This window comes from Hyphomonas sp. TMED31 (genome assembly GCF_002172815.1).
GTDB lineage: Bacteria > Pseudomonadota > Alphaproteobacteria > Caulobacterales > Hyphomonadaceae > Hyphomonas > Hyphomonas atlantica.
In genome coordinates this window covers 16,149-38,068 of sequence record NZ_NHCK01000034.1, presented here as the reverse complement: position 1 = coordinate 38,068, position 21,920 = coordinate 16,149, and the positions used below count along the sequence as shown (strand labels likewise).

The window sequence follows — 21,920 nt, the reverse complement described above, 5'->3', positions numbered from 1 at the left end:
CTCCGGAAGAACAGGTTTGCGTCGGCCTTAGACGCATTTCGTGACATTTATGCTGCAATCAGTCGACTGGCTGCGGTTTGTGCCCGCTTTGCGCAAGCCACACAGCAAACAGGATAAGCGCGCTGCCAGCGGCCTGAATGCTGGTGAGAGGTTCATTGAATAATTGCCATGAGACAGCGGCAGCGACGACAGGCTGGATCAGGATGAGGACCCCTGCGACCGATGTTGGTGTGATGCCCAGGCCGGTGATGATCAGGCCCTGTCCGATGACATGAATCCCGACCCCCAGAATGAAGGGGGCGAGAAAGCCCGAGATATGCGCGGGCAGGAAGTCTTCCCGGAAGGTCATCACCATCATGCCGGCGACGATGATTTCCACGCAGGTCAGCCAGAAGACGGCGTCGATGCCACTCATCGTTCGACGTGCGAGTTTGGACGCCAGCAAGTAGCCGGAAACGAGGACTGCCGCAGCAAGGGAGAGCAGGTCGCCTCGGATGTTGCCGCTGCCGCCCCCTGCCGCGCCGAGAGAAAGCGCGGCAGCGCCCGCCATCGCGAGGATAACGGCGATGAACCAGACGGGTGTTGGGCGCTCCTTCAGGAAAAACCATGCTGCGAATCCGACACCGACATTTCCGAGATTCACGATGAAGGTGGCATTCGATACGCTGGTTAGGGTGAGGCCCCAGTGCCAGAGGCCGATATCCAGTGCGAAGCACGTGCCTCCAATGACAATGAACATGTTCGGCTTGCTGGGCAGACGTTTCTGGATGCCGAGAACCAGAAGGAACAGAACAGGCGCAGCGAACACATATCGCCAAAAGGCAATCGCTTGAGGCCCAAGATCATCAAGGCCGAGGCGCAAGCCGATCGGCGCGAAACCAATTGCGATTCCGCCGCACAGCATCATCAGGGGTCCGACCCAGTGACGCGCGGCCGGCGCGGGAATAGGAGTGTCTGTCATGCGGAGAAGCCTGTCATGGCGCGAATGTCTTGCGGCGTCTTGCCGTGTTCACGCCATTCACGCAATCCCCGGTCTCCGGAGCGTTTGGACAATTTCTTGTCATCCGGACCCATAATAAGCGGGTGAAACCGGTAGAGAGGCTGGGGCCAGTCCATAAGCGCCTGAAGCAAGGCGTGTATTGCTGTCATCTCCCGAATGTCCTCTCCGCGGATGACATGCGTGATGCCTTGAAGCGCGTCATCATGACAGCAGGCAAGGTGATAGCTGGTCGGTGTGTCCTTGCGGGCCAGTACGACGTCGCCAAAAGGTGAGGGGTCTGCAGCGACTTCAGTCGTGCCTGTGTCGCTGAATGTCGTGTAGCTGAGCGCCTTGTAGCGCGAACCGAGCCAATCTTGGGCCGCGGTGAGGGACAATCGCCAGGCGTAGGCGCGCCCCCTTTCAATCAACTCCTGTTCTTCGGCAGGTGGCAGGGGCTTTCCTGTATATCCAGCGATATCGGGGCTCGCGCCTGCAGGCAGGGCGGCTGCAATCTCCCGCCGGGTCTTGAAGCAGCGATAGACGAGGCCGCGAGACCGAAGAGATTCCAGCGCGCCTTCATACTCTGCAAAATGGTCCGACTGTCGTCGTACTTCGCCGTCCCAGTCGAGATCCAGCCAGTTCAGGTCTTCGAGAATGGAGGCCTCGTATTCCGGCTTGCAGCGCGTCAGGTCGATGTCTTCGATCCTCAACAACACTTTGCCACCATATCTGCGGGCTGTATCCCAGACGTGAAAAGCCGACAGGGCGTGGCCAAGGTGAAGATGGCCGGTCGGCGAGGGTGCAAACCGCGTTACAAATCTCTCTGCGCCCATTCGGTCCCCTGAAATCAACTCGCCCAGAACACGATCTAACCATCCTCGAAGCCGCCTGAACAGCGTTTGCCTGTTGCCAGTGCGGGGTTGGGCTCGTATCGCACACATATACCGGAGGTCTGCCCGAATGCCCGTGAATGACTGGTTCACAAACGCTGAGCGCTGGTTCGAAGCGAACGTCGTTGGCGCGCCAGAGCTCGCCACGTTCGGGTTCGGCATGCTGGGTGTGTTGGTTTTGGCATTGCTTGCGGTGGCGTTCAGCCTTGTCCGGTCCGTGCTGAAGTCATTGCGCAATGAGGCAGGTGCACGCGCCGCGCGCAACGACAAATCTCCGGGCTATCGAATTCTTGTGGCGCGCCCGACGGGGCAGCGCGCAGGCCGTGCCTGGAAGTGGCTGTTGTCGTCTCTTGAGTCTCACGTGCCGGAGTTCAGTTTTGGCGCGCCACTGAAAGTTTTCCGCACAGGCAGCATTCGCGGCGGTGTTGAGACCCGCGCGGTGCAGCGCGCTCGCCGCCGTTTGCAGACGGCGGACGCCGACATGCTGGTCTGGGCGGACCGGACCGGCCGAAAGGAAGATGGTTTCGTCGTGCACGGCCTTAGCCGCGGCGGAGGTCTGACGCCGGCTGAGGCGCGCCTCTTTACGCTGACATTGCCGGGCCGCATGTCCCATCTGGAGGGGCAGATGCAGCGCGTGGCAGCCTATTTCCTCGCCCGCGAGCTGCAGCCAGCGCTGGCGAACCCACAATCATTCCGACCGGAAAAGATGAAAACGCTGTCCAACGCGCTTTCTGATATTCTGGAGGANACCCCGNCGCTNCCCCTGCCGCTGCGCAGCCGGATTGAGGCGGATTTCTGCGCGTCTCTTGTGCATATCGCCGAACAGTCAGGGGACATCGAGGCCCTGGAACAGGTTATCATGCTGCGTCGGATCCATCTCGACGACATCAAGAACGATCAAGACGCCTCACGGGCAGTNCAGGCGCACATGGATCTGGGGCGTGCCTTGTTGGCCAAAGCGACGAAGCAGTTTGATCGNAAGACTGTCGAAGCCGCGATTGGTCACCTATCAAAGGTGATCGAGGCACTTCAGGCTGACCCGACCATCAAGCGCGCGCAGGCCGCGTCTGACGCCATGTACAAGGCTCAGAACCTGATCGAGACGCGCAAGCGCTTTGCGGTAAACTTCGGGGCCTAGGGGCGCCCCCGCCAATCAGGTGGCGACGCCGAGCCCGATAGGGCAGGACACGCCTGTACCACCGATGCCGCAATAGCCATTGGGGTTCTTGGCGAGGTATTGCTGGTGATAGTCTTCAGCAAGGTAGACCGGCCCGGCCGGGGCCACTTCTGTCGTGATCTGGCTGGCGTGGCCATTCTGGGCGAGGGCTTTTTCGTAGACCGCAATCATCTCTTGTGCCGTCGCGGCTTGCGCGTCAGACGTTGTGTAGAGGGCTGAACGGTACTGCGTGCCGATGTCGTTGCCCTGCCGCATGCCTTGGGTCGGGTCGTGGCTTTCAAGGAACAGCTTCACCAGATCAGCGAAGGTGACTTCGGACGGGTTGAAGATCACTTCGACGATTTCGGTATGCCCGGTGCCCCCGGAACAGACTTCTTCATAGGTTGGATTTGGCGTGAAGCCGCCTGCATAGCCGACACGGGTCAGCCAGACGCCATCCTGTTGCCAGAAAACGCGTTCCGCGCCCCAGAAACAGCCGAGCCCGAAGATGGCCGTTTCGAACCCTTCCGGGATGGGGCCTTGCAGGTCGCGGTCAAAAACGTAGTGGGTGCTGGCGGTCGGAATGGGCTGCGCGCGGCCGGGCAGGGCGCTGTCGGCATCCGGAATCGCGACGGGCTTTTTCGAGAACAACATGAAACGGTCTCCCTTTCAGCGGCTCATATGGGATTGTCTGCCACGAACGGCAATCACAGTCTTGCGATCTTGCAGACCTTCGGTTATTGGCTCCCCTCTGCTGAGCACGGTGAGGTGGCCGAGTGGTCGAAGGCGCACGCCTGGAAAGTGTGTAGGCTAGCAATAGTCTCCAGGGTTCGAATCCCTGTCTCACCGCCAGCATTTCCCGGGTCCAAACGATGCGATCGTCAAGGCTGAGGGCGTCGCTCGCACAGACGGAATCCCGATGGAGCACGTATTGTCGGGTCATGTCCTTGCTCAGATATTCCCGTTTCCGCCTCTGGATCCTATGGTCTACCGGTATGATTCTGCTTGCAGCTTTAACGGCATGCGATGGCGCTATCATTGACGCGCCGTCGCCGGTTTCCGGAAATGAGACGGAGTCTGCCGAAGTTACGTCAACAGGAGCGGGCGTAGCATTCAATTCGGAGCGCAATGCATATTTCGGAGACCTCCACGTCCATACGGGCCTCTCCTTCGATGCTTATCTCGGGAATGTACGCACCTTGCCGGAAGATGCTTACCGGTTCGCGCGTGGAGAGACGATCACGCACGCCAATGGCATGCCTGTTCGCCTCTTGGGGCCCCCGCTCGATTTCGTGGCGGTGACGGATCATGCGGAGTACCTTGGCGCGATGCGGGAAGCGAANGATCCGGCTCGTCGGTTGTCTAAAGACCCGCTCGCTGCCGGGCTGTTCAGTGAGAACCCTGCGGAGGCCAATGCCGCATTCTTTCGGGTTCTGGCTCGCTATCGAGCGAACGACATGCCGGAAGGTTTCAAGGCACCTGATGTGATCGGCAGGGCATGGGGTATCGTTCAGGACGCCGCCGAGAAGTATAATGAACCCGGTCGGTTCACGACTTTTGTCGGATACGAGTTCACCTCCGAACCGGGTGGATTGAACCTTCATCGGAATGTCCTGTTTCGATCGGCGACCGTGCCGGAATTTCCGTTTGCCGCGTTGGATTCCGAAGACCCCGAAGACCTCTGGAACAAGATGGAGCAATGGCGCGAAGAGGGGGCCGACGCGCTGGCCATTCCTCATAATTCCAACGGGTCGGACGGGATCATGTTTGAACTTGTTCGCCGGAACGACGAGCCGATGGACGCAGATTATGCCGCCTTGCGTATGCGCAATGAGCCGCTGGTCGAGATCACGCAGGTCAAGGGGACATCAGATACGCACCCGATCCTCTCTCCGAATGATGAGTGGTCAGATTTCGAGCTGATGGAAAAGCGGGTTGGGTCCAATGGTGACGTCACCAACTTCCGTGGCAGCTATGTGCGCCAGGCATTGAAGGATGGTTTGCTCCTGCAAGAGACTGAAGGGTTCAATCCCTTTCGGTTCGGCTTTGTAGGTTCTTCTGACACGCACAACAGCGCGCCTGGATCGGTAGAAGAAGCGAACTATTTTTCAAAGGCAGGCGTTGTCGATGGAACGGCTGAGCTGCGCAGTTCGGTGCCGCCGGACCGTGCGACCACCTGGCCTGATGGGACACCAAATTCCCGCGAAGCATCCAAGCCCTATCAATCCTGGAGTTCGGCTGGCCTTGTTGGTGTGTGGGCAGAGTCCAACACCCGCGACATGATCTTTGACGCCTTGCGGCGCAAGGAAACGTTCGCCACTTCCGGGCCGCGGATCAAGGTTCGGTTTTTTGCTGGATACGATCTGGCGGGAGAGGGAGGGGTGATCCCAGAGAGTATCGCCCAGATGGATGCACAGGCCGTCCCAATGGGGGGCGATCTGTCATATCAAGAAGGCAAGGCGCCTGAGTTCTTTGTTTGGGGACTTCGCGATCCGTCATCTGCGTTCTTGCAGCGTGCNCAGATAGTGAAGGGGTGGGTCGAGGACGGACAATCTCGTGAGCAGGTGTTCGATGTCGCATGTGCTGATGGCGGCACGGTTGACCCCGAGACGTTCCGGTGCCCAGACAACTTCGCAATGGTGGATCTGGCGACATGTACGCCCACGCCGTTCAAGGGAGACGTCGCTCTCCGCACGCTGTGGCAGGACCCGACGTTCGACCCTGACCAGCGGGCCTTCTACTATGTGCGGATACTGGAAAATCCGACGTGCCGCTGGTCTACCTGGGACGCCATTCGAAACGGCACTCCGCCCAACCCNACGCTCCATCCAGTCATACAGGAAAGGGCGTGGAGTTCTCCAATCTGGTATGAGCCTGGGCCGACCTAGTATTGTGCAAACCACTGCGTCCGACGGCCTTTTGATGCGAGCCGTCGGAGAAGAGGTGAAACTGAGGTGGCTTACCGCGCAGGCCGTGCGTCCTGCTTTTCCTTCTGAGCCGACGGATGTTCTGGCTTCCTTGAAGGGGATGCTTCAGGCTCGTGTTTCTGGTGGCTGTCAGGTTGGGCGGCAGCTTTCTGCGATGGTTTGTCCGCTGTCCGCGCGTTTGCGGCCCTTACCGGTTGGGGTTTGTTGTCTTGCAAAAGGGGCGCGTAAATCCATTTCTCGGGCTGGCCTGGGCCAGAAATCCGCGCCCAGTCACCTTTGGTGACATAGATGGACACTTCCGTGCCAAGGTTCAGTACAGTGACGATGGAGTTGCTGACTCCGGGGCCGCCGCGCACATTTGCCGCTTCTGCTTTCACATAGCGCGGAGCGGGCTGGGGCGATTGGGCGGTGGCAGTCGGCCCGAAGAGGGCCGTGCTGGCTACAAGACTTGCGGCGAGGATTGATTTGATGCGGTGCTTTGGCATGGGTGCCTCCTGATCTGCTGGATTGGGACTGATTGCCATCCTGACCGGAGAGTGTGCCCGTCTTTTGTCGTGGGGAGGGAAACTGGTGTCGGCCTGCAACATGTGTGACGGCGCAGTGACAAGGCGAAGGTATTCAGAGGGCAATCTTCACAGATCGGAAACTTGGACATGAAATCGCTGCAAATCCTTTATGGAATTTGAGCGATTGTTAACCAATTGGGCGGATCGTGAAGAAAGTTTCATCAACCGTCTCTGCCAAGGAACCTTGTCATGCTGATGCGCGCAGCTGCCACTCTTGCCGGAACTCTCCTCATCGGACTTCCGGCGTTCGCCCAGGAACTCATCGTCGAACAACAGGTCGAACGTGTGATCGTCATAGAGGACGAGGAGGGCGGTCTGGAGATGGANTTGCTGCCGGCTGAAGAAGTGAAGCCGGGTGAGCAATTGTTCTATTCAGTGACGTACTCAAATCCCGCGGATGCTCCGGCGAAAGACGTTGTNCTTACCCTGCCGGTGCCAGAGGATGTCAGTCTGCTCGGGGATTCTGCCGTTGCAGAATATGATCAGGCCTCGGTCGATTTTTCAGTCGATGGTGGCGCCACGTATATTCCGCGTGAAAAGCTGATCGCGGAATCGGGCCTTGAGGAAATTCAGCCGGTTCGCGTGTCCATGCCGGAAGAGATNACGCACATGCGCTGGACCTTCAACCGCGAGATCGGGCCAAAGGATTCTGGCAAGATTTTCTTCGCGGCCGTCCTCAAGGACAATCCACGTCCCGTCAGCCCGTGAATTGACGAAGTGTTGCCTGCTGGCGTAACGCCTGCGGCATGACCCAAGTAAANATCTGCGGCCTGACTGATCCGGACCTNGTGCGCCATGCCGCGCAGTCGGGTGCGGACTGGATTGGATTTGTTTTCGCTGAAGCCAGTCCGCGGTTTGTCACGGAACCGGCGGCCGCGAGCCTGTTGATGCAGGTTGGTCCCGCNCGGCCCGTGGCTTTGCTGGTTGATCCAGNCGACGNGCANATTGATCGNNTTGTNGNTCTCGGGTTTCCAATCCTCCAATTGCACGGGCAAGAGACACCAGACCGTGTGGCGGACATCAAGGCGCGAACCGGCAAGGAAATCTGGAAGGCGATCGGTGTNGCCGAAGCCGATGATCTTGTTCNGGNGGGTGATTATGCTGCCGCGGATCGGTTGCTCATCGATGCCAAACCTCCCAAGGGGGCTGACCGTACCGGCGGGCATGGTCTCGCATTCGACTGGAACTTGTTGAGTGCGTGGACAGCGCCGCGCCCGTGGCTGTTGGCGGGCGGGCTCCATCCGGGCAATGTGGTTGATGCAATTCGATTGACCGGGGCACCGGCTGTAGACGTATCTTCCGGCGTCGAGCGGCGAAAAGGTGTGAAGGACCGCGACCTCGTTTCAGAATTTCTTGGCGCCGCAAAACATTCTTAGAAATTACGATTGTTCCGTTTTTGTTCTGTGTTACGGTGAGGGCACATGAATGAGGGAGGAAACACCATGTTTTCNGAAGAATTGACCCGCGTAGCAAACAGCCTGGCGGAGTGCTGCAATTCCGGGCGAGAGGCGGAAGCGCTGGATACATTATACGCCCCCGACTGCGTGTCCGTCGAAGCGTTGGCTATGGGGGATGGCGGTCGGGAAACTGCCGGTCTTGATGGCATCCGCGGCAAGCATGACTGGTGGTATGGCGCGCACGAGGTTCACAAGGTGAGCGCAGAAGGTCCTTTTCTCTTTGGAGACGATCAGTTCTCGCTCGTGTTCGATATGGATGTNACCAACAAGGAAACAGGTGAGCGGATCCAGATGAAGGANGTCGGCTTNTACACGGTTTCCGGTGGCAAGATTTCTCGCGAAGAATTCTTCTATCCGTTGATGGGCTAGCCCTTTACGGAGGCGGTCNCATCACCGCGCTTTCCTTGGCTCGCCCTTCGGTCTAGATACGGGCGTGAAGTGCAAGGAAAGCAGGTAGAATGGATTTGCGGAACACGTGGGACCAATGGCCGGATGCGAATGGCCGTTTCGGAGAGTTTGGCGGACGGTATGTGGCCGAAACGCTGATGCCTCTGATCCTGGATCTGGAGGCAGAGTACCGCAAGGCCAAGGAAGATCCGGCTTTCAAGGCCGAGATGGACGACCTGTGGACCCATTATGTGGGACGTCCATCACCGCTTTATTTTGCTGAGCGCCTGACAGAGCATTTCGGCGGCGCAAAAATCTATTTCAAGCGCGATGAGCTGAATCACACCGGCGCGCACAAGATCAACAATTGCCTCGGTCAGGTCCTGCTGGCCAAACGCATGGGCAAGACGCGCATCATTGCCGAAACGGGTGCCGGTCAGCATGGCGTTGCCACGGCCACCATTTGCGCTCGTTTCGGTCTGGAATGTGTCGTGTTCATGGGCGAGACTGATGTCGAGCGGCAAAAGCCGAACGTGTTCCGCATGAAATTGCTTGGCGCCAAGATTGTGCCGGTTTCGTCCGGTACAGGCACGTTGAAAGACGCCATGAATGAGGCGCTGCGCGANTGGGTCACCAACGTAGATGACACATTCTATTGTATCGGCACGGCCGCTGGTCCGCACCCGTATCCCGAATTGGTGCGCGACTTCCANAGCGTGATCGGCAAGGAAGCGCGNGCNCAAATCCAGGAGCGGGAAGGGCGTCTACCGGATGCCGTGATGGCGTGTATTGGCGGTGGCTCGAACGCGATTGGCCTGTTCCATCCCTTCCTTGAAGACGAGTCCGTGCGCCTGATCGGTGTTGAGGCCGCCGGGCATGGAATTGAGACGGGTGAGCATGCGGCGGCGCTGAATGGCGGCCTGCCAGGCATCCTGCATGGCAACAAGACCTATCTTCTGCAAACCGACGATGGGCAGATCGTCGACGCGCATTCNATCTCAGCGGGCCTCGACTATCCCGGCATCGGGCCCGAGCACGCATTCCTGCGCGATACAGGCCGGGCGGAATACCTCTCTTGTACTGACCAGGAAGCGCTCGANGCGTTCCAGCTTTGCACACGCCTTGAGGGCATCATCCCGGCGCTTGAGCCTTCGCATGCTTTGGCCCGTGTGGGGGAAGTTGTGAAAGAACTGGGCCCAGACGGTTTGCTGATCCTGAACATGTGCGGCCGGGGCGACAAGGATGTGTTCTCCGTGGCGAAGGCGCTCGGCGTCGACATGTAGAGCGGAACGGAATGAGCATGGTCCGCCGCATCACGCTTGGTGCAAAGGATTCGGATGGACGCGGAGACAAGAAAATGCTCCCCTTCACCTCTGACCAACCTGCTTCGAAGAGATCAGATTGACCGATATCATACTTATCCGAATTACCTGTCCGTCTCGCCACGTTGCTGAAACCATCGCTGATGGCGCCATCGAACATCGCCTNGCGGCGTGTGCAAACCTGGAAGGACCGGTCTCGTCCACCTATCGGTGGAAGAATGTCGTCGAGCAGGCGTTCGAGTTCGTGCTCTGGCTGAAAGCGCCTCAAGCGAACTGGGACCGGATCGAAGCGCTGGTCCTGACGCACCACCCCTATGATGTACCGGCCATGGTCGCGCTGCCTTGCATTCAGGCGAATGCGCCTTATGAGGCTTGGGTTCACGAGAATACGGACACCTGATGCCAACTTCCCGCATTACAGATACTTTCGCCAAGGCAAGCGGCGAGTCCCGCGCCGTTTTGGTCTCCTACCTGATGGCTGGCGACCCTGACCTTGAAACAAGCTTCGCAGCCATGTGCGCGCTTCGCGACAATGGGGCAGACATTATTGAACTCGGCGCACCGTTCACGGATCCGATGGCAGATGGCGCGTCGATCCAGAAGGCCGGGCTGCGCGCGCTCGCCCACAAAACGACCCTCGCTGACACGTTGGCGCTNGCTGCGCGGTTTCGCGAGGATGACAAGACGACGCCCGTGATCATCATGGGATACGCCAATCCAGTCTTTCGCATGGGCTTTGCGAAGTTTGCCGAGGCAGCCCATGAGGCGGGCGTCGATGGCACGATCCTGGTTGATTTGCCGCCCGAAGAAGACGGAGAACTGCGCGATGCATACGCGCCGTATGANCTTTCCGTCATTCGCCTGGCGACGCCAACAACCCATGAGGCCCGCATGCAAAAGGTCGCCGAGGGCGCCAGCGGCTTCCTGTATTTCGTCGCAGTGACGGGCGTTACCGGGGCCGGAAGCGCCGATCCGCAGGCCATTGCCGGGAACATTGAGATGGCAAAACGCGTTTCCGGATTGCCTGTTTGTGTGGGATTTGGCGTCAAAACTGGCGATCAAGCTGCAGAAATGGCTAAAATCGCCGATGGGGTTGTCGTAGGCTCTGCTTTCGTGGACCATGCGGAAAAGGCCCACGAATCGGGGGAATTTGCTGATGCACCGCGGGGAATGGGCGCATTGGCGAAAGAGTTGAGCGAAGCGATCAGGACGGTCGCCAAGCAGTGATGTTGAATGCCGCCGAGGAGGTTCTGGCATGAACTGGATTACAAAGGTCACCCCGCCGGGCCTGAAGACCATGCTGGCGAAGAAAGACACGCCCGACGATCTGTGGGTGAAGTGTCCGATTTCCGGCGAACTCGTCTATCGGACAGATCTGGAAGAAAACTGGCATGTGACACCGGCTGGCGCGCATCTTCGTATCAGTCCGCGCACGCGCCTGCGCCTGCTGTTTGACGATGAACGCTGGGAACCGCTGGAGCTGCCTTCCGTTCCGCATGACCCTCTGAAATTCAAGGACGACAAACCATACCCGTCGCGCCTCAAGGCAGCGAAGGCAAAGATTGCCGCCAGGGACAAAAAGGAATCCGAGGGTGGCGGCGCGCCGATCATCCAGGAAGACTGCATGGTCGCGGCCTATGGTAAAGTTGGCGGCGTGCCGACCGTCGTGCTCGTCCAGGATTTTGCCTTCATGGGCGGCTCACTCGGCATGGCAGCCGGTGAAGGATTTGTCGCGGCAGCGCATATGGCGCTCGCCCGCAAGGCGGCCTTTGTCGTTTGCACCGCGTCTGGCGGCGCGCGTATGCAGGAAGGCACACTCAGCCTGATGCAGATGCCGCGCACAACGCTTGCCATCAACGAGCTTGCCGAGGCGAAACTTCCTTACATCGTCGTGCTGACCGACCCGACCTCAGGCGGCGTTTCTGCCTCTTACGCGATGTTGGGAGACGTCCACATTGCAGAGCCGGGTGCCATGATCGCCTTCTCTGGTCCACGCGTGATTGAGCAAACCATTCGTGAGAGCCTTCCGAAAGGATTCCAGCGTGCGGAGTTCCTGCGCGAAAAAGGGCAGGTCGACATTGTTTGCGATCGTCGGAAGCTGAAAGACACGCTGTCCAATGTGATGTCCATGTTGATGCCGAATGCCCGACGGGCAGAGGATCGTTTGCCGGCCTCTCTGACGCCTCCCAAGACACACGCACCGAAATCCCACAAGAGTAAGGGCAGCTCTGCTTGATTGGTAACAGTCCGGCCCTGGCCGAAGCGCTGGGGCGGTTCGAAGGGCTATATCCAGAGACGATCGAATTATCGCTCGGGCGTGTACTGACTGCGCTCGACCTGCTCGGCCGTCCGCAGGACAAACTTCCTCCGGTTATCCATGTCGCTGGAACGAATGGCAAAGGGTCCACCTGTGCCTTCATGCGCGCGATGATGGAAGCTGCAGGTTTGCGGGTGCATGTTTTTACAAGCCCCCACCTTGTCCGCTTCAATGAACGCATCCGGCTTGCTGGGCAGATCGTTGATGACGCTCGGCTGATCGACTGGCTGGAACGCACCTATACAGCGATCGAAGGGCACGAGATTACGCATTTCGAGGCAACGACTGCCACGGCATTGCTGGCATTCTCCGAAGTGCCAGCCGATGTGCTCATTCTGGAAGTTGGACTGGGCGGTAGNTATGATGCGACNAACGTTATCNACCAGCCAGCNTTGAGTGTTATTACGCCAGTTGATTTCGATCATAAGGCCTTTCTCGGCTCAGACCTTCGCAAGATTGCTGGAGAGAAGGCCGGGATCATCAAGCCCGGCTGCCCGGCNTTGACGGCGATCCAGCGCAAGGTCTGTGATGACGTTATTGCGAAACGGGCAGATGAGGTCGGAGCGCCGCTATACCGACTCAAGGCACATTTCATTGATGCGATGCCGGAGGATCTCGGCTTGTTGGGAGAGCATCAGCGCGCCAATGCTGCGCTCGCTGCAATGGCGGTGCAATTGTTCGGCAATTCGACAGTCATTGATCAGGATGCGATCTTTGAAGGCGCGCGAAATGCGACTTGGCCTGCGCGCATGCAGCGCCTGAAAAAAGGGCCGGTTACGGATATTGTGCCGGGTCTGGAAGTGTGGCTGGATGGTGGGCACAATCCCCACGCTGCGCGGGCGATCGCGAAGCAGCTTCAAGGCCTTCCGGGGAAAACGGCGCTTGTTACCGCCATGCTCGCCTCAAAGGATTCAACAGGGTATTTCATGCCGTTTCGCGAGGTGAGACCTGACGTTTTCACGCTCCCGAACGCTCCGGGTCACCAGGGCGCAGACCCGCAAGCGCTCGCTGAAGCGGCAACCAATGCAGGTTTGAAGGCAACCGCTTGCGGAAGTCTGGAGGACGCGATGANAGCTGCGGCCGCAACAGGTGTCGACCGTATCCTGATCTGTGGGTCTTTGTATCTGGCGGGGGACGTACTTGCCCGCAATGAAGAACTGCCGACCTAGCGCCTATTCAGCAGCGAGTTTCAAACCGTCGCCTTCATCACCCACGGTTTCGGCAATTTTCAGGGCAAGGCGGCGGGCAACTTCGTCCTTGCCCATGCGTGGCCAGCGTTCGGATCCGTCTCGCGAGATCAGAGCAATCTCGTTCTCTGTTCCCCCCATCACATCGCCAGACACATCATTGGCGACAATCCAGTCACAATTCTTGCGCTTCAGCTTCGCTACGGCATGCTCCTCGACATCATGGGTTTCTGCCGCAAAGCCGATGACGAGGGAGGGGCGATTCTTTCGCTTGTTGGCTAGCGTTTTGAGGATGTCCGGGTTTTCCGTCAGTTCCATGGATGGATGCTCGCTGCCTGCACCTTTGATCTTCAGCTTCTTGGTCGCTGCGCGGGCAGGGCGCCAGTCCGCAACGGCGGCCACTGATACGAAGACATCAGCAGGCAGAGCATCTTCGCAAGCTTTCAACATTTGCCGCGCCGTCTCAACGGGCACCAAATTCACGCCGCGCGGGGCAGGCAGGGAAACCGGCCCAGATACGAGCGTGACCTGCGCGCCCAGACGCGCGAGCGCTTCGGCTATGGCGTAGCCCTGTTTGCCGGACGAATGATTTGAGAGGAAGCGGACCGGGTCCAGCGGTTCCCGTGTCGGGCCGGCTGTGACAAGGGCGTGAGTNCCGGAAAGCGCGCCGGCGTTTTCACCCGCCAGCATGCGCTCAATCTCGGCTACAATCGCCGGGATCTCTGGAAGCCGCCCAGGTCCAAATTCACCACAGGCCATCGCGCCTTCGTCCGGCTCCATCACCGTNACGCCATCGGCGCGCAATNTCTCGATGTTGCGCATGGTGGCAGGATGCTGCCACATCCGGACATTCATGGCAGGCACCATCAGAACCGGCTTGTCGGTTGCCAGCAGAGTTGTGGATGCAAGATCATTGGCAAGGCCNCCAGCGGCTTTGNCCATCAGGTCTGCGGTCGCCGGGCAGGCGACGACGAGGTCAGCCGAACGAGACAGCTCGATATGGCCCATTTCGGCTTCGTCGCTGAGGTTGAAGAGTTCGGTGTACACCTTGTCGCCTGACAGGGCTGAAANAGACAGGGGCGTCACGAATTCCTGGCCCCCCTTGGTGACGATGCAACGACAGGCAATGTCGCGCCGGCGCAACTCCCGGATAAGCTCCAGGCTTTTATAGGCGGCAATTCCGCCGGAAATGATCAGGAGGATGCGTTTCTGCGTCATTAATCGGGGCCTTCAGTCTTGATGGCACTCTTACCGCAAATTCCTTGCCGATGCCCCATGAAATCCCCGTGAACCTGCCGTGTCAGTTAAGGATTTCGCCAGGTTTTGCAGGATTTTGCTGTCATCGGGCTATTTCGCCGCCCATATGGCGAGGGCTACCAGAGCCGTGATAAAGCCGAACCAGCCCCACCAGGGCGCAAACCGTCTGGTTGGCGGCGGGAGCGGTGAGGGCGGCTCAAGTGAGGCCTCAAACCGGTCCATCACTTCCGGCAATCGCTTCAGCCGGTTGGTNATCTCTTTCACATTTCCCGCCACNAGCTTTGCNGCGCCNTCCGGGCCGAAACTGCGGCGTATCCAGCCTCCAACAACCGGTTCAGACGCGAACCAGATATTGTGTGAGGGATCAATCGCNCGTGCNACGCCCTCGACCTGAACCATTGTTTTCTGGAGCAGAACCAGTTCCGGGCGCAGAGACATGCCAAATGTGTGCGTGTAGTCGAAGAGTTGCAGCAGAACGCGGCCCATCGAAACTTCTTCGGCGGGCTTGCCGTGNACGGGTTCCCCTATGGAACGCAGTGCTTGTGCAAACTCTCCGACGGATTGGGTGGCCGGAACGTATCCAGCTTCGAAATGCACCTCGGCAACGCGCAGATAGTCGCGTTTCAGGAAGCCCCACAGAATTTCCGCCAGGAACCGGCGCTCTGTCATGCCGATCCGGCCGATGATGCCNAANTCGATCAGGGCTACTTTTCCCTCTGGCGTGATNATCANNTTNCCTTCNTGCATGTCCGCATGAAACACGCCGTATTCGATGGCATGCGTGAGAAAGCCTTGCGTGATGTCGTTCGCCAGTTTCTTGCGGTCGATACCNGGACGGTCCANCGCCTTTGGGTCAGTCAGNGGTGTTCCATCAATCCAGTCGATNGTCAGAACNCGGCGACCCGTGCGATCCCAATCGACGCCNGGCACAACGAAATGNCCGGATTTCTGACTGATCTCATGCATTTCGTCTGCGCCGCCTGCTTCCAGACGCAGATCAGTCTCGCGCATCATGGCAGCGGCGATGGTCTCTGTGAACGCAACCGGTTTGAGGCGCTGGCTTTCCGCGGATATGCCCTCAATTGTACGTGCCGCGCGCTTCATGGCGGAGAGTTCTACCGTCAGCTGTCGCTCAATTCCGGGACGCAGGATCTTCACGGCGCGAGTGCCACCTGCCAACTCCATCTTGTGGACCTGCGCCAGAGAGGCGGCTGCGACCGGGTCTGACAGATCTCCNAACAGGNGTTNTGCGTCGGCCGCGCCGAATTCTTCAGCGAGGGCAGCGCGCGCTGCTTTCATGGAGAAGGGGGGCAGCTTGTCCTTCAGCCGTCCCAGGTCTTCGGTTACTTCGGCGCCGAATACATCGGGCCGCGTCGCCAGGAATTGCCCCAGCTTGATGTAAGCCGGNCCGAGCTTTTCGAGAGCGCGGGCAAGTCTCTGGCCAGGCCGACCTTTCGCGCCACCACCGACGAGCCGCAGGATCCGTCCAGCGATTCGGGCGGGTANGGGCAGGCGGGTCTGATATGCGCCCGGCAAGATNACGTCATGGCGGGCCAGAGCGATCCCTGCACGCATCAGGCGGCGATAATCTCCGATCATTCCCATGTGCGGCTCCATTGCGCCGTGGGAACCGGTCGTTCCGTGCAGCGTTTGTTCAGGGATAATCTATTTATGGAGGAGGCTATCATGGCCACTAAAAAAGCACCGAAAAACAAAGGAATTCTATACTTTGTGATGAGTGGTTTGCTTGTGTCGGCGATGATCGCCGCAGCTGTGTATTATGCAGACACGAGTCCGCCACCCAATGAGCTGTTGTTGGACCCGACCCAGCGCTCCAGTTTGACACCGGAAATGAACCCGAGCTGACGCGCATNAAACTGCCCAGCCAAAGTGCAGGGCGGCGATGCCACCGGAGTAATTCGTTACACTGACGCGGGAGAACCCCGAGGCTTCAATCTCCTGACGGAACTCATCCTGTGCGGGGAATTTGCGGATGGATTCCACGAGATACTGGTAGCTGGCTTCATCGCCAGCGACGAGGCTGCCCAATTTCGGGATGACATTGAAGCTGTACGTGTCNTAGGCGGCCTGNAGCGCNGGCACGGTCATATGGCTGAATTCCAGAACAGCGAGACGACCACCCGGTTTCAAGACGCGGCGGAATTCTCGCAAGCCCGCGACNCGGTCCGCAAAATTGCGAATGCCAAAGGAAACCGTCACCGCATCAAATGATCGGTTCGGATAGGGCAGGCTTTGACCATCAGCGCAGACCCAATCGAGACGACCCTCCCATTTTTGATTGTCCGGGCGCGCCTTGCCTGCTTCCAGCATGGCATCATTGATGTCGCACACAATCGCCGTCGCTTGCGAATCGAGGCCGCGTCGTTTGCCTGCCTTGTCGGCCAGCGTCAGGAACGCACGGGCGAGCTCACCCGTACCACCAGCGACATCCAGATGCCGTTCTCCCGGCTGGGGATTTACCTGGTTCATCGCGTCATGCTTCCAGAGGCGATGCACGCCTGCAGACATGAGATCATTCATCAGATCGTAGCGAGACGCCACTGAGCGAAAGACACCCTTCACACGGGCGACTTTTTCTGACTCGGTTACGTCCTCAAATCCNAATGAGACTNTNCGTTCGGTTTCACTGTCTGCCGTCATGCGNGTCACCATAGTTGCCTCGTGCATGGTAGGCTATATGCCATTGCCATGCCTGAATTACCCGAAGTCGAGACAGTTCGCCGCGGACTTGCCCCNGTNATGGAAGGGCAGCAGATTCTGCACCTCAGCCAGAATCGCGCTGATTTGCGGTTTCCTTTTCCTGAGCGGTTNGCTGAGCGCCTCACGGGCGCGCGCATCNCACATCTGGGACGAAAGGCGAAGTTTCTCACGCTCGCCNTGTCCACGGATGAGGTTCTCGTCATGCATCTTGGCATGACGGGGCGCTTTACCGTTTCTGACACGAAAATTGGCGAGTTCCACCATGAAACCGGAACCGATCCGCGCCACGATCACGTCGTGTTTGAACTCGCAAGCGGGGCGCGGGTGACCTACAATGACCCCCGGCGGTTTGGATTCATGGAACTTTGGCCAGCCGCGCAAATCGAGGCCTATCCACGGTTAATGGCGATGGGGCCGGAGCCGCTGTCGAACGGGTTTTCGGAAGCGTATTTGAACAGCGCCCTCAAGGGACGGAAAACACCTGTCAAATCTGCCCTTCTGGACCAGGCCGTCATTGCCGGCCTTGGCAATATTTATGTATGCGAAGCGCTCTGGCGAGCAGGTGTGTCGCCCCGGCGACACGCGGCGACAATCCCGGGTCAACGGGCGGCACGGCTGGTGCCAGCCATCAATGATGTGATTGCCGAGGCGATTGCGGCGGGTGGGTCCTCCATTTCAGACTTTGCGAGCGCCAGTGGCGAACTGGGGTACTTCCAGCATGCTTTCGCCGTCTATGACCGGGAGGGGCAGGCGTGTCGGAACTGCGATCAGCCCATTCAGCGTATCGTCCAGTCTGGCCGGTCGAGCTTCTTCTGTAGCAAATGCCAGCGCTAGGATTGCCGAGCTGAAAGCGCGCTGAGAATTCGAATGGCGGCCATCAGGTCAGCTTGTTCGGCCAGATCGTCGATGTGTTTTTTTGCTTCCTGTTGAAGCATTCTCAGTTTGCGGGCTTCCGACTGCTGGCTGGTCGGAAGTGCGGGNACGGGCAGGAAGAAAAACCCTACAGGCTTGCCGAGNGCGATTGCCACTTCCCGGAGTCGCCCAACCGACAACCGACTGTGCCCAGCTTCATATTTCTGGATCTGCTGAAACGTCAGTCCCAGTGTGCTGGCCAGGTCTTCCTGCGTGAAGCCCAGTTCGCGCCGAGCCTGACGAATCTGNACGCCNGTNAAGCGATCCGCGCCAGTGGGCCGTCGGGATGTGGTGTTTGACCTGTTGTCTTGCGGCATCTTGATGTCCTGGACACAGCGCTAACCCAGGAAGTGTATACAATCAAAAGTTGAAATCAACTNCGATCGATCAATTTGNACCAGCAACGGTTGTGCGGCGGCGCTATTTTGGGTCGAGCCGGATAACTTCCTCACCGGATTCTGCCGATTGTTCTGGCAGGGACAGGATNGTGGNCGGCTCATCGTCAAAGTTTCCNGTTCCAAACTCGCCGGACCGGATCAACAGGCCATCATCTTCATCACCCTGTCCAATGCGCAGGTTCAATGNGCCAGAGGTCGAGTCGTCCGACAGGGTGGTTGATGGAAGATTCAGGTTCAGCGACCCTGTGTACTCATCTTCGATCTGAGCGGTCTCTGTTGCAATGACGGCTTGCGCCTCTTCGCTGTCAGCCGCCTGCGAACAGGCGGTGCCCACAAGGCAAAGTGAAGCGAGCGCAAAGGTTGTCGTCAGTTTCATGAACATGTCCCCATTCTTGGCGCGTGCCCTAGCGGCTCGCAAGTTTGTCCAGCACAGAGTCCCAGAAAATGGAGGCGATATCAATGCCGCTCAGCTTCTTGATCGCCTGAACTCCGGTTGGAGATGTGACATTCACCTCGGTCAGGCGACCGCCAATGACGTCTATGCCTGTGAGAACAAGTCCCCGACGCTTCAGCTCCGGACCGATGGCATCACAAATTCGTTTGTCGGCATCGCTCAGGTCGCTGGCTTCGGCAGTGCCGCCAACAACGAGGTTGGAACGGACCTGCCCATCCTTGGGGCGGCGGTTCACTGCGCCTACGGCCTTGCCATCGATCAGGATGATCCGCTTGTCACCTTCGCTGACGGCTGGAAGGAATGCCTGNACCATCACNGGTTCGCGGGAGCGGCTAAAAAAGAGTTCGGTGAGGGAGTCAAAATTGGAGTCGCCGTTCTTCAGGCGGAATACACCTGCACCGCCATGCCCATAAAGGGGCTTGATGATGATGTCCTTGTGCCTGTCACGAAACTCCTGAATTGCTTCTAGATCGCGCGACACAAGGGTAGGGGGCATTAGCTCCGGGAACATCAGCGGAAAGATTTTTTCCGGGCTTGAGCGCACGCCTTCCGGATCATTCACGACCAGTGTCTTGTCCGAAATCTGCTCCAGCTGGTGACAGGCCGTAATATAGCTCATGTCGAAGGGCGGATCCTGACGCATCAGGATGACATCGACATCGGTTGCAAGGTCCAGTCGTGTCGTGTCGCCGAACAAGCCCGGCGTTTCCCTGACGCGCTGTACGCGCGCCGGGCGCACTTCTGCCGTAAGCCGGCCTGCCTCCGTGCTGAGTTTTTCGGGGCCGTAGACGAACAGCTCCATGCCGCGCGCCTGCGCGGTCTCAGCCAGGGCGAATGTGGTGTCACCGTCAATATTGACGGATTCGAGCGGATCCATCTGGATCGCAACGCGCAAACTCATGGGGGCGGCTCCTTCATGGGCCACCGCCCGTGCGGTGAGGCCCTGCTTAGTAACTTGCGCCGATCAGCTCGCCGTCGGCACTTGTGTCATATGAGGCATCAGGCGCGCTTTGATAAGAGGCTCCGCCCTGGAGTGTTGGCGCAGCCTGTTGAGAGCGGCCATCCCGCACGCGAACATAAGATACAACCTGCTTCACGCCGCCAACGACGCTCGCTTCCTCAGCGGCGCGCTTCAGTTCTTCTGCTGAGCGGGCGATGCCCATCAGGTAAACGACGCCATTATAGGTTTCGATATTGAAGTTCACACTCTTGACGGAGCTCGATCCAACAAGGCGAGAGCGAACCCGTGCCGTGATCAACTCGTCCGATACATTGGCCAGGAAGCCGCCTGCTGGTTCGATCCGAATCTCGTTTGCGACGTCACGTGTCAGCGGCGACGTCCAGGCTATGCCTTCGGCTTTGACCCGGTCTTCCGGCGTATCAACGCGCCCTGACAACAGAACGAGACCGCTCGTTACTTCAACATCAACTTCGCCNAACCGATTTGCGCTTTCGGAAAGAAGCTTGCTTTTGATCTGATTTGAAGCGGTCGCATCGTCGACGGCTTCGCCAAGTGATTTGTCCTGAACAGCGGCGACACCNACAGCGCCAGCTGTACCAAGGGCCGCTGCGGCACAACCGCAAAGGGGCATGGCCAACACAAGGGCGGCGGCGGCAAGTTGCGTGCGCATATGAGTCTACTCCATCAGCGATCTTATCAATGTGCGTACCTGCCATCAGGTTGCGGCGAAAATCTGGCGAGACTGACACCAACTGCAAATTGGCATGGTTTCCCGCTGAAATCGATCCGAATCACCCGTAATTCACTGGTTGTTCCGGCCTACGGATGCTATTATCTTGAGCAGATCGTAACCAGAAGGAACCGGACCCCTGACCCCTAGCGCCCCGCGGCTACAGCCCGCCCAGCAGGCCACTCTCGACGACATCCGCAACGTGGCCGAAACTCTCGCCAAGGCCCTTGAGGATGACAAGGCGGAAGATGTTCTCTTCATCGACCTTGAAGGCAAATCTTCGCTCGCTGACTTCATGATCATCGCATCAGGCCGTTCCGGTCGTCACGTCGCGGCTCTGGCAGATCATCTCGCACAGGACATCAAGAAGCTGACCGGACGCCCGGCCAGTATCGAAGGTATGCCCAATGCTGACTGGGTGTTGATCGATACCGGGGANGTTATCGTGCATCTGTTNCGTCCCGAGGTCCGTGAGTTCTACAANCTCGAAAAGATCTGGGCCTCTGACAACGCCCACCGCACACCCGCGAATTAGCGCGCACGGATGCGGATCATTTTCCTCGTCGTCGGTCGGATGAAGTCCGGGCCGGAGCGCGAACTTGTCGATGAATACATCAAGCGGGCCGGNCCCATTGCGCGGTCTCTTGGATTTAGAGGAATTGAAGAGGTCGANGTGGCGAGCGGGGGCGGGCTCGACGCAGAGGCCGAGCGGATCCTGGCGAAACTGCCCGCTGGCGCCAAATGCATTCGACTGGACGAGTTCGGACGAGCTCACCGCTCCCGTGATTTCGCCGCCAATCTTGCAAAATGGCGCGACCAGGGTGTCCCAGACCTGGTGTTCCTTATTGGTGGAGCGGAAGGCTATGGTGACGCAGTGAAAGCAGCGGTGCCGGACACAATCGCATTCGGGCCTCAGACCTGGCCACACAGATTCGTTCGCGTCATGATTTCAGAACAGGTCTATCGTGCTGTGTCGATTCTGGCGGGAACNCCCTATCACAAAGACTAACCAGCNTAGAGCGATGGCGCAGGCATCAGGATCATGATGAACGCCAGAGCGGCAATCAGNCCCATCACCGTAACNGACAGAAGTCTTGTCAGGGAAATTGGATTGCTCACCGGTTCGGTCCTTTCTTGCTGCTCGGGCCTATTTGGTGCCGCGTTGCCTNTATGAACACTCTCCTAACGGAATAGGTTCCATGCGCGGCGTGCATGCGGCCATTTGAAGGCAGCGCGTTACGCTTTGTTGATCCTTGCAAGTTCCCGGCCTAGAGCTTTAACCGTCATGGAAATGCGAGG

General features: G+C 58.6%; 21 protein-coding genes and 1 tRNA gene. 12 read left to right on the top strand and 10 right to left on the bottom strand.

The features are described 5' to 3' along the window. Positions 1 to 58: 58 nt before the first annotated feature. The 3 genes from CBB91_RS05390 to msrA all read right to left on the bottom strand — a co-directional run bounded on the left by CBB91_RS05390 (position 59) and on the right by msrA (position 3,679). Positions 59 to 961, bottom strand: a complete 903-nt coding sequence (locus tag CBB91_RS05390; RefSeq protein WP_273012634.1) for a DMT family transporter — start codon at positions 959 to 961, stop codon at positions 59 to 61. Further along, complete coding sequence (gene gluQRS, locus CBB91_RS05385) at positions 958 to 1,812, bottom strand: tRNA glutamyl-Q(34) synthetase GluQRS (protein WP_273012632.1); 855 nt, start codon at positions 1,810 to 1,812, stop codon at positions 958 to 960. Before gluQRS ends, CBB91_RS05390 begins: the two co-directional genes overlap by 4 nt. A 1,210-nt stretch (positions 1,813 to 3,022) precedes the next feature. Continuing rightward, positions 3,023 to 3,679, bottom strand: coding sequence for a peptide-methionine (S)-S-oxide reductase MsrA (gene msrA / locus CBB91_RS05380; RefSeq protein ID WP_035549260.1), 657 nt, complete (start codon positions 3,677 to 3,679; stop codon positions 3,023 to 3,025). A gap of 108 nt (positions 3,680 to 3,787) precedes the next feature. Here msrA and CBB91_RS05375 point away from each other — a divergent pair. Together CBB91_RS05375 and CBB91_RS05370 are read left to right on the top strand one after the other, a co-directional pair. After that, positions 3,788 to 3,877, top strand: a tRNA-Ser gene (locus CBB91_RS05375). Between the two features lie 143 nt (positions 3,878 to 4,020). Beyond that, positions 4,021 to 5,913, top strand: coding sequence for a DUF3604 domain-containing protein (locus tag CBB91_RS05370; RefSeq protein ID WP_273012629.1), 1,893 nt, complete (start codon positions 4,021 to 4,023; stop codon positions 5,911 to 5,913). A 71-nt stretch (positions 5,914 to 5,984) separates the two neighbouring features. Here the strand turns inward: CBB91_RS05370 and CBB91_RS05365 are convergent, their stop codons facing one another. Next, complete coding sequence (locus tag CBB91_RS05365; RefSeq protein ID WP_273012628.1) at positions 5,985 to 6,437, bottom strand: SH3 domain-containing protein; 453 nt, start codon at positions 6,435 to 6,437, stop codon at positions 5,985 to 5,987. A gap of 827 nt (positions 6,438 to 7,264) precedes the next feature. Here CBB91_RS05365 and CBB91_RS05360 point away from each other — a divergent pair. From CBB91_RS05360 to CBB91_RS05330, 7 genes are all read left to right on the top strand, one after another. Next, complete coding sequence (locus CBB91_RS05360) at positions 7,265 to 7,894, top strand: phosphoribosylanthranilate isomerase (protein ID WP_273012626.1); 630 nt, start codon at positions 7,265 to 7,267, stop codon at positions 7,892 to 7,894. Positions 7,895 to 7,960: 66 nt separating this feature from the next. After that, complete coding sequence (locus CBB91_RS05355) at positions 7,961 to 8,344, top strand: nuclear transport factor 2 family protein (protein WP_273012624.1); 384 nt, start codon at positions 7,961 to 7,963, stop codon at positions 8,342 to 8,344. Positions 8,345 to 8,433: 89 nt separating this feature from the next. Next, positions 8,434 to 9,645: a tryptophan synthase subunit beta gene (trpB, locus tag CBB91_RS05350; protein WP_273012622.1), complete on the top strand. Its 1,212-nt coding sequence runs from the start codon at positions 8,434 to 8,436 to the stop codon at positions 9,643 to 9,645. 118 nt (positions 9,646 to 9,763) lie between these two features. Beyond that, the gene (gene cutA / locus CBB91_RS05345) at positions 9,764 to 10,084 is read left to right on the top strand and encodes a divalent-cation tolerance protein CutA (RefSeq protein ID WP_035549244.1); all 321 of its coding nucleotides are present in this window, start codon (positions 9,764 to 9,766) and stop codon (positions 10,082 to 10,084) included. Then, the gene (gene trpA / locus CBB91_RS05340; RefSeq protein ID WP_273012620.1) at positions 10,084 to 10,911 is read left to right on the top strand and encodes a tryptophan synthase subunit alpha; all 828 of its coding nucleotides are present in this window, start codon (positions 10,084 to 10,086) and stop codon (positions 10,909 to 10,911) included. Before cutA ends, trpA begins: the two co-directional genes overlap by 1 nt. A 28-nt stretch (positions 10,912 to 10,939) precedes the next feature. Then, complete coding sequence (locus CBB91_RS05335) at positions 10,940 to 11,920, top strand: acetyl-CoA carboxylase carboxyltransferase subunit beta (RefSeq protein WP_273012619.1); 981 nt, start codon at positions 10,940 to 10,942, stop codon at positions 11,918 to 11,920. After that, positions 11,917 to 13,170: a folylpolyglutamate synthase/dihydrofolate synthase family protein gene (locus CBB91_RS05330; RefSeq protein WP_273012617.1), complete on the top strand. Its 1,254-nt coding sequence runs from the start codon at positions 11,917 to 11,919 to the stop codon at positions 13,168 to 13,170. The genes CBB91_RS05335 and CBB91_RS05330 overlap by 4 nt, the downstream gene beginning before the upstream one ends. 3 nt (positions 13,171 to 13,173) lie before the next feature. Here CBB91_RS05330 and coaBC read toward each other — a convergent pair whose 3' ends face one another. The 3 genes from coaBC to CBB91_RS05315 all read right to left on the bottom strand — a co-directional run bounded on the left by coaBC (position 13,174) and on the right by CBB91_RS05315 (position 17,133). After that, positions 13,174 to 14,406: a bifunctional phosphopantothenoylcysteine decarboxylase/phosphopantothenate--cysteine ligase CoaBC gene (coaBC, locus tag CBB91_RS05325; RefSeq protein ID WP_273012615.1), complete on the bottom strand. Its 1,233-nt coding sequence runs from the start codon at positions 14,404 to 14,406 to the stop codon at positions 13,174 to 13,176. A gap of 129 nt (positions 14,407 to 14,535) precedes the next feature. After that, positions 14,536 to 16,050, bottom strand: coding sequence for an AarF/UbiB family protein (locus CBB91_RS05320; protein ID WP_273012613.1), 1,515 nt, complete (start codon positions 16,048 to 16,050; stop codon positions 14,536 to 14,538). Positions 16,051 to 16,167: 117 nt separating this feature from the next. Beyond that, complete coding sequence (locus CBB91_RS05315) at positions 16,168 to 17,133, bottom strand: class I SAM-dependent methyltransferase (protein ID WP_345906733.1); 966 nt, start codon at positions 17,131 to 17,133, stop codon at positions 16,168 to 16,170. 21 nt (positions 17,134 to 17,154) lie between these two features. Here CBB91_RS05315 and mutM point away from each other — a divergent pair, with 21 nt between their 5' ends. Then, positions 17,155 to 18,000 carry a bifunctional DNA-formamidopyrimidine glycosylase/DNA-(apurinic or apyrimidinic site) lyase gene (mutM, locus tag CBB91_RS05310; RefSeq protein WP_273012609.1) on the top strand — a complete coding sequence of 282 codons (846 nt, stop codon included), beginning with the start codon at positions 17,155 to 17,157 and terminating at the stop codon, positions 17,998 to 18,000. On the opposite strand, the gene CBB91_RS05305 is transcribed toward mutM, so the two are convergent. The 3 genes from CBB91_RS05305 to CBB91_RS05295 all read right to left on the bottom strand — a co-directional run bounded on the left by CBB91_RS05305 (position 17,997) and on the right by CBB91_RS05295 (position 20,561). Beyond that, the gene (locus tag CBB91_RS05305; RefSeq protein WP_273012607.1) at positions 17,997 to 18,395 is read right to left on the bottom strand and encodes a helix-turn-helix transcriptional regulator; all 399 of its coding nucleotides are present in this window, start codon (positions 18,393 to 18,395) and stop codon (positions 17,997 to 17,999) included. The two genes, mutM and CBB91_RS05305, sit on opposite strands and share 4 nt — an antisense overlap. Positions 18,396 to 18,880: 485 nt before the next feature. Further along, positions 18,881 to 19,831, bottom strand: a complete 951-nt coding sequence (gene gshB / locus CBB91_RS05300) for a glutathione synthase (RefSeq protein WP_273012605.1) — start codon at positions 19,829 to 19,831, stop codon at positions 18,881 to 18,883. A 46-nt stretch (positions 19,832 to 19,877) separates the two neighbouring features. After that, the gene (locus CBB91_RS05295; protein ID WP_273012603.1) at positions 19,878 to 20,561 is read right to left on the bottom strand and encodes a BON domain-containing protein; all 684 of its coding nucleotides are present in this window, start codon (positions 20,559 to 20,561) and stop codon (positions 19,878 to 19,880) included. Positions 20,562 to 20,823: 262 nt separating this feature from the next. Between CBB91_RS05295 and rsfS the strand changes: the two genes are divergently transcribed. Beyond that, positions 20,824 to 21,156, top strand: a complete 333-nt coding sequence (gene rsfS, locus CBB91_RS05290; protein ID WP_273012601.1) for a ribosome silencing factor — start codon at positions 20,824 to 20,826, stop codon at positions 21,154 to 21,156. A gap of 9 nt (positions 21,157 to 21,165) precedes the next feature. Then, positions 21,166 to 21,630, top strand: coding sequence for a 23S rRNA (pseudouridine(1915)-N(3))-methyltransferase RlmH (locus tag CBB91_RS05285; protein WP_273012599.1), 465 nt, complete (start codon positions 21,166 to 21,168; stop codon positions 21,628 to 21,630). Positions 21,631 to 21,920 lie beyond the last annotated feature (290 nt).